This is a genomic window from Micromonospora sp. CCTCC AA 2012012 (assembly GCF_040499845.1).
GTDB lineage: Bacteria > Actinomycetota > Actinomycetes > Mycobacteriales > Micromonosporaceae > Micromonospora > Micromonospora mangrovi.
The window spans coordinates 5888587-5903092 of the sequence record NZ_CP159342.1 but is presented as its reverse complement, the minus strand read 5'-3'; the positions used below and the strand labels follow the sequence as shown (position 1 = coordinate 5903092).

Below are 14506 nucleotides of genomic sequence, written 5' to 3'. Positions count from 1 at the left end.
CGGCCAAGGAGCGGTTACGTGCTGAGACGCGGGCCGGACGCGGCCACAGAGGCGGCGTCCGGCCGTCAGGCGATGGGAAGGGTCAGCGGACAGTCGGAGGAAGACTCGACTCCGGAACGTGACGCGGACCAACGGTGGCGTACGGGAGTGCGGACGATGACCGGACGCCGTCCGGTGACCCGGCAGCGCTGCTCATCGGACCCGGAATCACCCGAGCCCGTCCCTGTCGACCATGACCGTCCACACCAGCCTCCGCCCCCGCGTGCCAGCTTGCGCGCTGAACGTAGGGCCGGTCACGATCAGTGTCAACAGGTCACGGAAGGTGAGCAGACCGCGTGGGCCTCACCTGTGGAAATGGGGAGCTACTGACGTTGAGTGAGGGGAGCGCCGCTCGCTCAGACGTCTCGCCACTCGTTCTTGAACGTGGAGGGGTAGGCCTCCTCGGGCAGCAGCGGACGTAACGCCCGGAAGACCGCCTCGGCTTCGACATCGGTGTATCCGGCGAAGGTCTCGGTGGCCTGGAGCCAGCAACCACCACCGGCCAGCTGCTCCACCCTGGCGAACGCGCCGCTCGCGCGGAGCTGCTCCGCGCCGCCCAGGCGCGCCGTCTGCGCCTCGGACACGATCGTGACCCAGGAGTAGCCCCGGAGGGTACGGTCCACGGACCGCACTGTGTCCCAGGGGTGCAGGTAGAGCGCGTATTCGAGCCCGGTCATCAACTGCACGCCGTAGTCGATTCCGACCAGGCCGAAGAGGACTCCGGCTTCCTCTGCGGCGCGGCGCAGGAGAGCGAGCGCGGCCGACTCACCGGAAACGAAGAGGGCTCGCGGTATTTCGATCCCGAGAACGGCCAGCTGCCGATCATCGACCTGATAATGCCAGAGGTCGATGTCGAGGCCGGCGTTGTCCAGTGGCATCAGCGTCGCGAGCCACTCCTGCCGGGTCAGATCCACGCGCAGAAATTCGACGCTCGCCGCCCGCCGGCCGAGGCCGGCACGGAACTGCTCCCAGCTGTCGTTGCTGAACCATGCCTCCCAGGACCGCTCCTCGTCCTCAGGGTCAACGGCACCGATCAGCACGCCCGCGGGCGAGCGATCCACCCGCGAATCCGAGGGAAGCACGTCGGGTGGCAGCAGATCGTGGAAGAGGCGCCAGGCCGACTCGAACCATTCCCGGGCAACCCGACCACCGTCCTGTCCCGCTCCCCCGGGAAGTTCGACCGTCAGTTGCAGGTGAATGACTTCCGGCCGTTGCCAGGTGCTTCCGCTTTCCGCCGCAGGGGCTTCCGTAAAATCCGCCGGAACAGTTTCCGCGCGTCGGAATCCCAACGCTTCCCGGGACTCGGCATCCGCATCGGTGGCTGCCTCGACCGCATCGATCATGGCGGTCCGTTCCGCCTGCGGCGTCTTCTTCTCGACGTCGAAATCCCGGTGCAGCTGAATACCGTCGACCGGACCGTGCCGGACCTCGACCCGTTGGCGGCTGTCGAGCGGGCTGGCCGCCTCCACAGACACCGCCGGAAAGGCCGAATTGGGGCCCGCGACCACTCGCTTCGCCACGACCCCCGTGACCTCGCGCGGATCTGCGAGGAACTCGCGCAGGCGCTCCCGTGCCCGCGCCACCCCGTCGGGGCCGTCCGGCTCGAACAGCCAGACCCAGATCTCCTCCGGGTCCCCGTTCCAGCAGATCAGGTCCGGCCCGGGGAACTCACCGCGCACGTCACAGGAGACGAGCGCGTCCGGAAACCGTTCCCGCAGCTCCGCGACGCGCAGCGCGAGCCCGGCCAGGTACCCCGCGTACGTCGAGGTGCTCCGCTCCCCCATGGACCCTCCTCGTCAGGTTGGCCGCATCGTACGGCGGACAACCGACACGGTGGGGGTGGGCTCGTCTGCCCGTCCCGGGTTCGGCGCGGGCAGACGAGCCGACCTGTCGAGCTACTTCTTCGAGGCCAGTGCCCGGCCGAAGAACATCAGGTTGGCGGGGCGCTCGGCCAGCCGGCGCATCAGATAGCCGTACCAGTCCTCGCCGTACGGCAGGTAGGTGCGGACCGTGTAGCCCTCGCCGACCAGGCGGGCCTGCTCCTCGGGGCGGATGCCGTAGAGCATCTGGAACTCGAAGCGGTCCGGGCCGCGGTCGAACCAGCGGGCCCGGTCCTCGCCGATGGCGATCAGGCGCGGGTCGTGGGTGGCCAGCATCGGGTAGCCGTCGCCGGACATCAGCACGTTCAGGCAGCGCACGTACGACTTGTCCACCTCGCGGGTCGACTGGTAGGCCACCGACTCGGGCTCCTTGTAGGCGCCCTTGCACAGGCGCACCCGCGACCCCGCCCCGGCCAGCTCCCGGCAGTCGGACTCGGTCCGCCGCAGGTACGCCTGGAGCACCGCACCGGTCGCCGGGAAGTCCTTCCGCAGCTTGGCCAGCACGTCCAGCGTCGAGTCGGTGGTGGTGTGGTCCTCCATGTCCAGGGTGACCGTGGTGCCCGCCGCGTCGGCCGCCGCGCAGATCGCCCGCGCGTTGTCGTAGGCGAGCTGCTCGTCGAACTTCTGCCCGAGGGCGGAGAGCTTGACGCTCACCTCCGCCGCCGGGGTCAGGCCCGAGCCGTGCAGCAGCGACAGCAGCTTGAGGTATTCGTCCCGGGTGGCGTTGGCCTGCTCGGGGGTGACGGTGTCCTCGCCGAGGTTGTCGAGGGTGACCGCGAGGCCGTCGGCGACGAGTTCGCGGGTCGCGCGCAACGCGTCGTCGGTGCCGGCGCCGGCGACGAACCGGCGGACGACGTCCCGGGTGAAGGGAGCCGTCGCGACGAGCCGCTCGACCTGGGATGACCGGGAGGCGGCGAGGATGACGGAACGGAGCATGAGCCGAGCGTAACGCCCGCCCACGCGCCCCCGCCCGGCGGCGGCGACGAACGTGACCCACGGTCAGGTGGGACCCCGCGGCTGGCGATGATCGGCTACAACGTTCACGTGGAACCACGCCCTCGACGCCGACTCCGGTCGGCCACCGTGCAGCTCGGCGCGCTGACCGCTCTCGCGCTCGCCCTCTCCGGCTGCAACAACGGCTACGACGACGACGATGACGACTGCGCGCTCGGGCCGGCCGGCGGCGGCGGCGACACCGTGGCGCTGGCCCTCCGGGTGCCCGCACCGGCCGCCGCCCGGACCGCCCCGGCGCCGGTCGCCGCAGCGGTGCCCGAGCGCGGCGGGTTCGGCACCCACCTCGCCTCCTGCGGCGGCTGAGGTGCGGCGCGAGGCGAGCACCCCCCGCCCCGACTGGGACGCCACCATCCGCTCCCAGGGCCTGGTGTACGTCGACACCGAGCTGCCCGACGGCGAGATCATGTCGTACTGGGACGAGACCGCCGCGTACGCCTTCGAGCTGGACGAGGTGCTGCGGCTGGAGGAGGCGACCGAGGAGCTGCACCGGATGTCGGTGGCCGCCGCCGAGCACGTGGTGGCCCGCCACCGGTACGCCGAGTTCGGTATTCCGGCCTGGGCCGCCGAGGCGGTGGCGCGCTCGCTGCGGGAGGTGCCACCGACCCTCTACGGCCGCTTCGACCTCTGGTACGACGGCTCCTGGCCGCCGAAGCTGCTGGAGTACAACGCGGACACCCCGACCTCGCTGGTCGAGGCGAGCATCGTCCAGTGGTACTGGCTGGAGGAGACCCGGCCGGCGGCGGACCAGTGGAACAGCCTGCACGAGCGGCTGGTCGGCGCCTGGGCGAAGATCGGCGCCGGCCTGCACGACCGGCGGGTGCACGTGGCCTGGTCGAACGAGGAGGAGTCCGGCGAGGACCAGATCACCGCCGGCTATCTGGCCGAGACCGCCCGCCAGGCCGGGCTGGACGTCACGCTGCTGCCGATCCAGCAGATCGGCTGGGACGGCCGGCGCTTCACCGACGCGACCGACCGCCCGGTCACCACCTGCTTCAAGCTCTATCCCTGGGAGTGGATGCTGGCCGAGCCGTACGGGCCGCTGGCGCTGGAGCCGGGCACCCCGACCACCTGGATCGAGCCGGCCTGGAAGCTGCTGCTGTCGAACAAGGCGCTGCTGGCCGTGCTCTGGGAGCTCTTCCCCGGCCACGACTACCTGCTCCCGGCCTACCTGGACTCGCCGCGGGGCATGCCGGAGTACGTCGCGAAGCCGCTGCTCGGCCGGGAGGGCGGCTCGGTCCGGATCGTCACCGCCGACACCGAGGTCACCAATCCGGGCATCTACGGCGACGAGGGCTTCTGCTATCAGGAGTTCCGGGCGCTGCCGGAGTTCGCCGGCAACCGGACCGTGCTCGGCAGCTGGATCGTCGACGGCGAATCGGCCGGCCTCGGCGTACGCGAGAGCGAGAGCCTCATCACGGACGGTTACGCGCGGTTCCTACCGCACTACATCGACACGCCGCGCACCCCGTGAGTCGTCTACCGTTGGTCCCGTGAACTTCGACGCGTACGCCCGGACCGGCGTTGACCTCGTCAACGCCCGCCTGGACGACCTCGACGACCTGCGGGCCCTCTTCCCCGACGAGAACGCGTGGATGCGCGACGAGGTGGCGGAGCGGGACCTGGCGATCTTCCGGCGGGCGCAGAAGCGGCTCCGCGACGTCTTCGAGTACGGCACCTCGGGGCGGGACAACCAGGCGGTTGCCGAGCTGAACGCGCTGCTGGAGGCGTTCCCGGTGCAGCCGCGCATCTCCGGCCACGACTCCAGCGACTGGCACATGCACGTGACCAGCCGGGGCGCGTCGGTCAGCGCCGAATACCTGGCCGGCGCGGCGTGGGGCCTGTCGGTCTGGCTCTGCGAGTACGGCAGCGCCCGGTTCGGGGTCTGCGCCGACGAACGCTGCGGCAACGTCTATCTGGACACGTCGTCGAACTGCTGCCGGCGGTTCTGCTCGGAACGCTGCGCCACCCGCTCGCACGTCGCCGCGCACCGCGCGCGCAAGCGCGCCGCCGTCGGCGAGCAGGTCACCGCCACGGCGACCGCCGACGCCCTCACCACCGTCAGCTGACCCGGCCCCCGGGGCGCGTCAGGCGTCGACCGGGGAGGGGGCGGTCAGGTTGGCGCGGGCGAACTCCAGGGCCTCGCGCAGGTCGGCCTCGCGGACGGCCCGGCTCTTCGCGCCCCGGGTGGTGACCTCCACCGCGACCGAGCCGGTGAAGCCGCGCCCGGCGAGCGACCGGAGCAGCTCGGCGCAGGGCTGACTGCCGCGCCCGGGCACCAGGTGCTCGTCGCGGCCCTCGCCGGTGCCGTCGCCGAGGTGCACGTGCGCCAGGCCGGCGCCCATCCGGTCGGCCATCGCCAGCGCGTCGGTGTGTGAGGCGGCGCAGTGCGACAGGTCGAGGGTGTAGGAGGCGTACCCGGTGTCGGTGGGGTCCCAGCCGGGGACGTACGGGACGAACTGCCGGCCGGCCATCCGGACCGGGTACATGTTCTCCACCGCGAAGCGCAGCCCGCCGAACTGGCCGGCGATCTTGTCGAGGCCGTCGGCGAAGTTCCGCGCGTAGTCGCGCTGCCAGGTGAACGGCGGGTGCACCACGACGGTGGGCGCCTCCAGGGTCTCGGCCAGCTCGGCGGCCTTGCGCAGCCGCTCCCACGGGTCGGGGCTCCAGACCCGCTGGGTGACCAGCAGGCAGGGCGCGTGGACGGAGAGCACCGGCACGCCGTAGTGCTCGGAGAGCCCGCGCAGCGCGCCCGGGTCCTGGCTGACGACGTCGGTCCAGACCATCACCTCGACGCCGTCGTAGCCGAGCGCCGCGGCGAGCTGGAACGCCGCCGCGGTCCGCTCAGGGAAGACCGAGGAACTGGAGAGGAGCACCGGGACGCGGGAAGTCACACCCCTCAGGGTAGCCGCCCCCGTCGCGGAGCATCCGGACGAGCACCCGCAAAGCGCCCAGACCGAACGACCGGGATCACATCGGCGCGAGTTGATCGAGCCGGCGGAGGATGACTCCCTCCCGCAACGCCCACGGGCAGATCTCCAGGGTCTCCACGTCCAGCCGGCGCAGCACCGCCTCGGCCACCACCGCCCCGGCCAGCAGCTGGTGGGCCCGGCCGGTGCTGACCCCCTCCAGTTCGGCCAGCTGCGCCGGGGGGATGTGCCGGATGAAGCCGAGCACCTGCCGCAGGCCGGTGCGGGTGAGGCTGCGCCGGGCCCAGAGGCCGGCGTTCGACGGGGCCGCGCCGGCCAGCCGGGCCAGCATCCGGAAGGTCTTCGAGGTGGCGACGGGTCGTTCCCAGCCCACCTCGGTCAGCTTCTCCAGCACCGGGTCGAGCATTCCGTCGACGTACTCCCGGAGTTCCTCGACGGCCTCGGCGGCCGGCGGCAGGGTGCCGGCCGGGTCGACCCGCAGCCGCTCGCGGCTCAGCCGCCCCGCGCCGAGCGGCAGCGAGACCGCCACCGCCGGGTCCTCGTCGATGCCGGCCGCGAGTTCCAGCGAGCCGCCGCCGATGTCCATCGCCAGCAGCCGCCCGGCCGACCAGCCGAACCAGCGCCGGACCGCGAGGAAGGTCATCCGTGCCTCGTCCGCGCCGGAGAGCACCGCCAGGCGTACGCCGGTCTCGTCGCGGACCCGGGCCAGCACCTCGGCGGCGTTGGTGGCGTCCCGGACGGCGGAGGTGGCGAAGGCGAGCAGGTCGTCGGCGTCCAGCCCGTCCGCCGCCGCCCGGGCCATGCTGACCGCCTTGATCAGCCCGTCCGCGCCCGCCTCGGTCAGCGCGCCGTCCGGGCCGATCTGCTCGGCGAGCCGGAGCACCACCTTCTCGGAGTGCGCCGGCCAGGGATGGGCACCGTGGTGGGCGTCGACCACCAGCAGGTGCACCGTGTTGGAACCGACGTCGAGGACACCCAGTCGCATGCTGATGACCCTAGGGCCAACACGTTTCCACGGCTCGCCAGCCGGTGCGGGTGACCCCGCGTACGCTGGGCCGGGTGACAGGCCGGATCGAGCTGCAGGTGCTGGTGGACGACCCCGACGACCCGCGTAGCCGCGAGGTGGGGCTGGACTTCCCCCGCGAGTGGATCGAGTTCACCGACCCGGCGGACGGAAAGCATCTGGTCCGGGCCGACCTGACCTGGCTGCTGTCCCGCTGGACGTGCGTTTTCGGCAAGGGCTGCCACGGCATCGTCGCCGGTCGGGCCCAGGACGGCTGCTGCTCGCACGGCGCCTTCTTCACCGACGCCGACGACGAGAAGCGGGTGAAGGCGGCGGTCAAGCGGCTCACGCCGGAGACCTGGCAGCACTTCCGCAAGGGCTTCAAGAACTGGACCGAGAACGACACGATCGACGGCAAGAGCCCGGCCCGGCGGACGGCCACCCGAGCCGTGGACGCGCCCTGCGTCTTCCTCAACGACGCCGACTTCCCGGCCGGGGGTGGCTGCGCGCTGCACGCCCAGGCGCTGCGCGACGGGGTGCATCCCCTGGAATACAAGCCGGACGTGTGCTGGCAGCTGCCGATCCGCCGGGACCAGGACTGGCACAAGCGACCCGACAACACCAAGGTGCTGATCTCCACGCTCACCGAGTTCGACCGGCGGGGCTGGGGTGCGGGCGGGCACGACCTGGACTGGTGGTGCACCTCCTCCACCGACGCGCACGTCGGCGCCGAGCCGATGTACGTCTCGTACGGCCCGGAGCTGACCGCGCTGATCGGCGCTCCCGCGTACGCGAAGCTGGCCGAACTCTGCGCCGCCCGGCTCCGCCAGGGCCAGGTCGCCCCGCACCCGGCCAGCGAGTAGGCAGGGGCCCCGCGGGGCCCCTGCCCACCGTCAGTCGGACTTGACCGCGAGAACCGGGCAGGGGACGCGGAGCAGGATCTCCTGCGCCGTCGAACCCATGATCAGCTTGCCGACCGGGGTCCGGTGCCGGATCCCGATCACCACCAGCGACACGTCCTCCGCCTCGGCGATCTCGAGGATCTCCTCGGCCGCGTCCCGCCCCCGGACCAGTTGCCGCACCGCGTGCGGAACCCCGGCGGCGGTCAGCTCCCGACCCACCCGGTCCAGCTCCGGCTCCTGGGCGAACCGCGGGTCCACGTACGCGTCGCCGCGTGACGTGTTCACCACCAGGACCGGCTCGTCCCGGAACCGCGCCTGCTCGACGGCGGCCCGCAGCGCCGCCTCGCCCAGCGGCGAGGGCACGTATCCCACCAGCACCGTCATCCGGTCACCATCCTCTCCCACACCGGACGCACCACGAACCGGCCGAGCAGCGGCCAGCACAGCACCACCGCCACCACGGCATAGATCAGCCAGGACACCCAACCGCCGACCAGGCCGTGCAGCTCGCCGCCGGAGAGCTGCAACGCGCGGCGGCCCTGGAGTTCGGCCCGGGGCCCGAGGATCACCCCGACGATCAGCGGCAGGATCGGCAGCCCGAAGCGCCGCATCCCGAAGCCGAGCAGACCGAGGGTGAGCAGCAGGAACAGGTCGAACGGGGAGGCGTTGACCGCGTACGCGCCCATCGAGGCGAAGAAGAGGATCCCGGCGTACAGGTAGGGGCGTGGGACCCGCAGCAGGCGCGCCCAGGCGGGGGCGAGCGGCAGGTTGAGCACCAGCAGCAGCAGGTTGCCCACGAAGAGGCTGGCGATCAGCGTCCAGACCAGGCCGGACTCCCGCTCGAAGAGCAGCGGGCCGGGCTGGATGCCGTACTGCTGGAAGGCGGCCAGCATCACCGCGGCGGTGGCGTTGGTGGGCAGGCCGATGGCGAGCATCGGCACCAGCGTGCCGGCGGCCGAGGCGTTGTTGGCGGCCTCCGGGCCGGCGACGCCCTCGATCGCGCCCCAGCCGAACTCCTCCGGGTGCCTGGTCAGCTTCTTCTCCGTCGCGTACGACAGGAAGGTCGGGATCTCCGCCCCACCCGCCGGCAGCGCCCCGAACGGGAACCCGTACGCGGTGCCGCGCAGCCACGGCTTCCAGGACCGCTTCCAGTCGTCCCGACCCATCCACGGCCGGCCGACGGGGATCACCTCGGCGGCCCGGCGGCGCAGGTGCGCGGCGATCCAGAGCGCCTCGCCGACGGCGAAGATGCCGACCGCCACCACGACCACGTCGATGCCGTCGGCGAGCTGCGGGACGCCCAGGGTGAGCCGCTGCTGGCCGCTGACCGTGTCGATGCCGACCAGGCCGATGACCAGGCCGAGCAGGAGCGAGGCGAAGCCGCGTACCCGGGACGCGCCGAGCACCGCGGTGACCGCCACGAAGGAGAGCAGCATCAGCGCGAAGTAGTCGGGCGCGCCGAGACTGATCGCGAACGACACCACCGGCGGGGTGACCACCACCAGCAGCAGGGTGGCGATGGTGCCGGCGACGAACGAGCCGATCGCGGCGGTGGCCAGGGCCTGCGCGGCGCGGCCGGCCTTCGCCATCTTGTTGCCCTCGATCGCGGTCACCACCGACGACGACTCGCCGGGGGTGTTCAGCAGGATCGAGGTGGTGGAGCCGCCGTACATGCCGCCGTAGAAGATGCCGGCGAACATGATGAACGCCTGGGTGGGTTCCATGCCGTAGGTGACCGGCAGCAGCAGCGCCACGGTCATCGCCGGGCCGATGCCGGGCAGCACGCCGACGGCGGTGCCGATGGTCACGCCGAGCAGCGCGATCAGCAGGTTCATCGGGGTCACCACGTTGGCGAACCCGTCGAGCAGATTGCCCAGGTTGTCCATCAGAGGATCCCTTGCAGCACGCCGGCGGGCAGGTTGACGCCGAGCCCGATGGCGAAGGTGTAGAAGGTGATCAGGGAGAGCGCGACGGCGATCAGCAGGTTGCGCACGTGGTGCCGGTTGCCGAGGGCGAAGGCCGAACCCCAGAAGAGCAACGTTCCGCTGATCACCCAGCCGAGCCGTTCGATCAGCACGGCGTTGACCAGGAACGCGCCGATCAGCAGCAGCACGGTCCGCCAGTCGATCGGGCTGCTCAGGTCGACGTCCTCGCCGGCCTCCGGCTCACCGGTGCCGCCGCGGGCCACGTCCACCGCGTAGACGGCGGCGACGATCAGCAGCAGCACGCCGAGCAGGATCGGCACCGGCTTCGGGCCGATCGGGTCGGCACTGCTGATCGCGTGCCCGGTCCGCGCCGCGTCGGCCAGGACCAGGCCGCCGACCAGGGCGAGGAAGGCGCACACCCCGTACTGCGCCCGGTCCGGCCGGCTCGGCGCGGCGTCCGCGTCGAGCGGGGCCGCCGGCCCGGTCCCGGCCGTCTCCGCCGCCGGCTCGCCCGGCGTACGCCCGGCGCCCGGCTGCGCCGGTACCAGTGGCCCGGCCGTACCGGCCGCTGCCGGTGACACCACCGGCCCGGCCCCTGCCGTGGAGCGCACGGGGTCGACCGCCGCCGTGGCGGTCAGCGGGTCGGCCGCTGCCGTCGGTGTCCCCGGTGGGGTGGGTCCCGCCGGGCGGGGCGGCGGGTCGTCGCCCCGGTCCGGTCGGGTGGTCCGGCCGGTCATGCCAGCCCGAGCTGCTTGAGCAGGTCGGCCACCGACTTGTCCTGCTCGGTGAGGAAGGTGGCGAACGCGTCGCCGGTGACGAAGGCGTCGGTCCAGCCGCGCTTGGTCAGCTCGGCCTTCCACTCGGCCGACTCGTGCATCTTCGTCAGCGCGTCGATCCAGACCTGCTTGTCGGCGTCGCTGATGCCGGGCGGCGCGACGATGCCGCGCCAGTTGGTGAAGACCAGGTCGATGCCGGCGGACTTGAGCGTCGGCACCTCCTTGAGCGCCTCGATGGGGGCCTCGCTGGTCACCGCGAGGACCCGGACCTGGCCGGCCTCGACCTGGTCGAGGAACTCGCCGAACCCGCTGGCGCCGAAGGCCACCTTGCCGCCGAGCACGGCCGGCAGCAGCTCGCCGCCACCGTCGTACGAGACGTAGTTGACCTGGCGGGGGTCGATGCCGACGGTCTTCGCGAGCTGCATGGGCAGCAGGTGGTCGGGGCCGCCGGGCGAGGAGCCGCCGCCGACCGCGATGCCCTTCGGGTTGGCCTTCCAGGCGGTGACCAGATCGTTGATCGTCCGGTACGGCGAGTTCTTCGGCACCACGATGGCGCCGGCCTCCTCGATCAGCTTGGCCAGCGGGGTGGTCTGGGTCAGCGTCGCGGACGACTTCGAGGTGTACGACGCACCGACCACGCCCAGCCCCATCTGCATGGCGAGCTTGCCGTTGCCCTTCTCGTTCACGGTCCGCTGGAGGCCGACCGTGCCGCCCGCGCCGGGCAGGTTGAAGACCTGCACACCGGTGGCGATCTTGGCGTCCTCCATCACCTTCGCGGCGGTACGCGCGGTGGTGTCGTAGCCGCCGCCGGGGGTGTTCGGCACCATCAGCCGCAGCCCGGTGACCGGTTTTCCGTCACCGCCGGAGGAGCCGCTCTCGTTCTTCCCGGCGGTGGCACCGCAGGCGCCCAGCGCCATCGCCGTGGCGGCGGCGACGCCCATGACCAGCAGGTTCCTTCGAGTTGCCATCATGTTTCTCTTCCGTTTCGAATGAGTCCGGCGGCAAGATGATGACCCCGGCGCGGACCCCGCGTCTGCCTTCTGTCACCAGCGGAAATTGAGGTCTTTGTGGTCGCGATCACGTCCCGCCGCCGTACCCTGGCCGGGCAGTTGCTGGTCCTCCAGCTCGCGATCATCGTGGTGGTGCTGGCGGCCGTCGCCGCCGTGTCGCTGGCCCAGTCGGCGGCCACCTTCAACCGGGTCGAGGGACGCCGGGTCGCCGCCCTCGGCGAGGAACTCGCCGGCAGCCTGCTGCTGCGCGACCAGCTCGTTCAGCCGGCGCCCGCCGAGGCGATCGCCCCGCTGGTGCAGAGCACACTCACCCGCTCCGGGGTCACCTCGGTGACCGTGGCGGACGCCCGGGGCCGGGTGGTCAGCTCGACGAACCCAACGCTGGTGGGCAGCCCGGTGGTGCTCGGCGACCCGGGGGTGGCGCAGGGCCGGAGCTGGTTCGGGGCGCTGGAGGTCGACGGCTCGCGGGAGCTGGTGGCGCAGGTGCCGGTGCTCGGCGACAAGAAGACGAACCTGGGCCGCTACCTCGGCGTGGTGGTGGTCGGCGAGGCGTCGCCGACCTGGTCGGAACGCCTGGTGGGGGCCTCGTCGTACCTCTTCACCTATCTCGGGATCGCCAGCGGGCTCGGGGTGGTCGGGTCCTGGCTGCTGGCCCGGCGGATCAAGCGGCAGACCCTGGGCCTGGAACCGCGGGAGATCGCCGGGCTGGCCGAGCACCGCGAGGCGCTGCTGCACGGCATCGCCGAGGGGGTGATCGCGCTCGACCCGCAGCATCGGGTCACCCTGGTCAACGCGGTCGGCCGGCGGCTGCTGGACCTGCCCGAGCACTGCCTCGGCCGCAGCCTCGCCGAGCTGCGGATCTCCGGCCGGCTGCGGGACGTGCTGGCCGGCGCCGGCAGCGGCCCGGAGACCCGGGACCAGGTCGTCGTCCGAGGCGGTCGGGTGCTGGTGATGAACCGGATGACGGTCCGCAAGGACGGCCGTCCGCTCGGTTCGGTGACCACCCTGCGGGACCGGACGGAGCTGGCCCGGCTGGAGCAGGAGATCGGCTCGTTCCGCAGCACCACCGAGCTGTTGCGGGCGCAGACCCACGAGTTCGCCAACCAGCTGCACACCATCTCCGGCCTGATCCAGATCGGCGAGCACGACGAGGTGGTCCGCTACGTCGACGCGCTGAGTCGGCACCGGGCCTCGCTCGACCTGACGGTCACCAGCCGGGTGCACGACACGGCGGTGGCGGCGCTGCTGATGGCGAAGTCGGCGGTGGCCGCGGAACGCCGGGTGGAGCTGCGGGTCTCCGAGCGGACCGGCCTGGACCGGCTGCCGCCGCAGGTCGCCGCGGACGTCGCGACGGTGCTCGGCAACCTGGTCGACAACGCGGTCGAGGCGGTCGCCGGACGGGAGGCCGCGCCGGACGGCACGCCCGACCGGCCGGCCTGGGTGGAGGTCGAGCTGCGTCGGGACGCCTCGTCGGTGGAGATCGTGGTGCGCGACTCGGGGCCCGGGGTCACCCCCGAACTGGCCCAGGAGGTCTTCACCCACGGCTTCACCACCAAGGCCGCGCAGGGCGGCGAACGGGGTATCGGGCTGGCGCTCACCCGGCTGGTCTGCAAGCGTCGCGGGGGCGAGATCGCGGTGACCAACACCGACGAGGGCGCCATGTTCACCGCCCGGATGTCGGTGGCCGACCTGCTGGAGGGAACCCGATGATCGACGTACTGGTGGTCGACGACGACTTCATGGTCGCCCGGATCCACCGCGGGTTCGTCGAGCGGATCGACGGCTTCCGGGTGGTCGGCACGGCGAGCACCGGCGAGGAGGCGGTGGCCCGGGTCGGCGAGGTCCGTCCCCACCTGGTGCTGCTCGACCTCTACCTGCCGGACATGTTCGGTCTCGACGTGGTGACCCGGCTCCGGGCGGCCAGGCACGACTGCGACGTCCTGGTGATCAGCGCGGCCCGGGAGGCCGAGGCGGTCCGTCGGGCGGTCCGCTACGGCGCGGTCAACTACCTGCTGAAGCCCTTCGGCTTCGACGAGCTGCGGACCCGGTTGGAGCAGTACGCCACCCGGCGCAGCTCGCTGCGTACGGCGGTGGTCAGCGACCAGGCCGACGTCGACCGGGTGCTCTCCCGCAGCGGCTCGGTGGCCGCCGCCCCCGCCCTGCCGCGCGGCCTCAGCCCGGAGACCGCCGAGCTGGTCGAGCGCGCCCTGCGCGAGCACGACGGCACGCTGTCGGCAAGCGAGTGCGCCGACCGGGTCGGGATCTCCCGGGTCAGTGCCCGCCGCTACCTGGAGCACTTCTCGGGCACCGGCCGGGCCGAGGTGACCCTGCGATACGGCGCCGCCGGCCGTCCGGAGCGCCGCTACTGCTGGCTGGCCTGAGGTCGGCCGCCGGTCGATCGGATCCGTCGGCCGGCTCGGACACCGCGAGGATCGGCCGGGGCTCAGCCGAGGGCGGCGTCGACCAGGGCGCGGGCGGTGCGCTTCGCGGCCTCCGCGATGGCGGGATCGGCGTCCAGCACCCCACCGGCCAGGCCACCGTCGAGCAGCAGGGTGAGCTGCCGGGCGAGCAGTTCCGGTTCGGCCGCGCCGGCCCGCCGGGCCAGGTCGGTCACCCAGGCCCGGACCACGTTCTTGTGCTCGACCGTACGGGCGTGCACCGGGCTGCCGGCGGGTGACTCGGCGGCGGTGTTGATGAACGCGCAGCCGTGGTAGCCCTCCCGACGGCAGGCCCCGGTGAGCGCGTCGAACATCCCGACGAGCTGTGCCCGGGGCTCGTCCCCGGCGTCCCGGGCGGCCGCCCGCAGCGCCCCGAACCACGCCTGGTCGACCTTGTCCAGGTAGGCCAGGACCAGGTCGTCCTTGCTGGGGAAGTGCTTGTAGAGGGTGGCCTTGGCGACGCCCGACTCGGCGATCACCGTGTCCACCCCGACCCCTCGGGGCCCGTACGCGTAGAAGAGCCGGAACGCGGTGTCCAGGATGCGCTCCCGGGCGGAGCCGGCGGGGGTGCGCGGCGTGGGCATCGGCGGTC

General features: G+C 72.4%; 15 protein-coding genes. 6 read left to right on the top strand and 9 right to left on the bottom strand.

The window, feature by feature from the left end:
- Positions 1-395: 395 nt before the first annotated feature.
- Positions 396-1823, bottom strand: a complete 1428-nt coding sequence (locus ABUL08_RS26750; RefSeq protein WP_350932794.1) for a hypothetical protein — start codon at positions 1821-1823, stop codon at positions 396-398.
- Positions 1824-1934: 111 nt separating this feature from the next.
- Positions 1935-2855 (bottom strand): proline dehydrogenase family protein, encoded by a 921-nt coding sequence (locus ABUL08_RS26745; protein WP_350932793.1) that lies wholly within the window; start codon positions 2853-2855, stop codon positions 1935-1937.
- Positions 2856-2963: 108 nt separating this feature from the next.
- Between ABUL08_RS26745 and ABUL08_RS26740 the strand changes: the two genes are divergently transcribed.
- Genes ABUL08_RS26740 through ABUL08_RS26730 form a run of 3 tightly spaced genes read left to right on the top strand, consistent with a single transcriptional unit; the run spans position 2964 to position 4999 of the window.
- Positions 2964-3236 (top strand): hypothetical protein, encoded by a 273-nt coding sequence (locus tag ABUL08_RS26740; RefSeq protein ID WP_350932792.1) that lies wholly within the window; start codon positions 2964-2966, stop codon positions 3234-3236.
- A 1-nt stretch (position 3237) separates the two neighbouring features.
- Positions 3238-4404, top strand: coding sequence for a glutathionylspermidine synthase family protein (locus ABUL08_RS26735; RefSeq protein ID WP_350932790.1), 1167 nt, complete (start codon positions 3238-3240; stop codon positions 4402-4404).
- A 19-nt stretch (positions 4405-4423) separates the two neighbouring features.
- A complete protein-coding gene (locus ABUL08_RS26730; protein ID WP_350932789.1) occupies positions 4424-4999 on the top strand; it encodes a CGNR zinc finger domain-containing protein in 576 nt (191 codons plus the stop codon).
- Positions 5000-5017: 18 nt separating this feature from the next.
- On the opposite strand, the gene ABUL08_RS26725 is transcribed toward ABUL08_RS26730, so the two are convergent.
- A complete protein-coding gene (locus tag ABUL08_RS26725; RefSeq protein WP_350932788.1) occupies positions 5018-5824 on the bottom strand; it encodes a sugar phosphate isomerase/epimerase family protein in 807 nt (268 codons plus the stop codon).
- Positions 5825-5900: 76 nt separating this feature from the next.
- The gene (locus ABUL08_RS26720) at positions 5901-6845 is read right to left on the bottom strand and encodes a Ppx/GppA phosphatase family protein (RefSeq protein ID WP_350932787.1); all 945 of its coding nucleotides are present in this window, start codon (positions 6843-6845) and stop codon (positions 5901-5903) included.
- A gap of 74 nt (positions 6846-6919) precedes the next feature.
- On the opposite strand from ABUL08_RS26720, the gene ABUL08_RS26715 reads away from it, so the two are divergent.
- Positions 6920-7726, top strand: a complete 807-nt coding sequence (locus tag ABUL08_RS26715) for a hypothetical protein (protein ID WP_350932785.1) — start codon at positions 6920-6922, stop codon at positions 7724-7726.
- A gap of 30 nt (positions 7727-7756) precedes the next feature.
- On the opposite strand, the gene ABUL08_RS26710 is transcribed toward ABUL08_RS26715, so the two are convergent.
- Genes ABUL08_RS26710 through ABUL08_RS26695 form a run of 4 tightly spaced genes read right to left on the bottom strand, consistent with a single transcriptional unit; the run spans position 7757 to position 11434 of the window.
- Positions 7757-8149, bottom strand: coding sequence for a universal stress protein (locus tag ABUL08_RS26710; protein WP_350932784.1), 393 nt, complete (start codon positions 8147-8149; stop codon positions 7757-7759).
- A complete protein-coding gene (locus ABUL08_RS26705) occupies positions 8146-9651 on the bottom strand; it encodes a tripartite tricarboxylate transporter permease (protein WP_350932783.1) in 1506 nt (501 codons plus the stop codon). The genes ABUL08_RS26710 and ABUL08_RS26705 overlap by 4 nt, the downstream gene beginning before the upstream one ends.
- Positions 9651-10427, bottom strand: coding sequence for a tripartite tricarboxylate transporter TctB family protein (locus ABUL08_RS26700; RefSeq protein ID WP_350932782.1), 777 nt, complete (start codon positions 10425-10427; stop codon positions 9651-9653). Before ABUL08_RS26700 ends, ABUL08_RS26705 begins: the two co-directional genes overlap by 1 nt.
- Positions 10424-11434, bottom strand: coding sequence for a Bug family tripartite tricarboxylate transporter substrate binding protein (locus ABUL08_RS26695; RefSeq protein ID WP_350932781.1), 1011 nt, complete (start codon positions 11432-11434; stop codon positions 10424-10426). The genes ABUL08_RS26700 and ABUL08_RS26695 overlap by 4 nt, the downstream gene beginning before the upstream one ends.
- 99 nt (positions 11435-11533) lie before the next feature.
- Here ABUL08_RS26695 and ABUL08_RS26690 point away from each other — a divergent pair, with 99 nt between their 5' ends.
- Complete coding sequence (locus ABUL08_RS26690; RefSeq protein WP_350932780.1) at positions 11534-13186, top strand: sensor histidine kinase; 1653 nt, start codon at positions 11534-11536, stop codon at positions 13184-13186.
- Positions 13183-13857 carry a response regulator gene (locus ABUL08_RS26685; RefSeq protein WP_350932778.1) on the top strand — a complete coding sequence of 225 codons (675 nt, stop codon included), beginning with the start codon at positions 13183-13185 and terminating at the stop codon, positions 13855-13857. The genes ABUL08_RS26690 and ABUL08_RS26685 overlap by 4 nt, the downstream gene beginning before the upstream one ends.
- Positions 13858-13919: 62 nt before the next feature.
- On the opposite strand, the gene ABUL08_RS26680 is transcribed toward ABUL08_RS26685, so the two are convergent.
- Positions 13920-14498, bottom strand: coding sequence for a TetR/AcrR family transcriptional regulator (locus ABUL08_RS26680; RefSeq protein ID WP_350932777.1), 579 nt, complete (start codon positions 14496-14498; stop codon positions 13920-13922).
- Positions 14499-14506 lie beyond the last annotated feature (8 nt).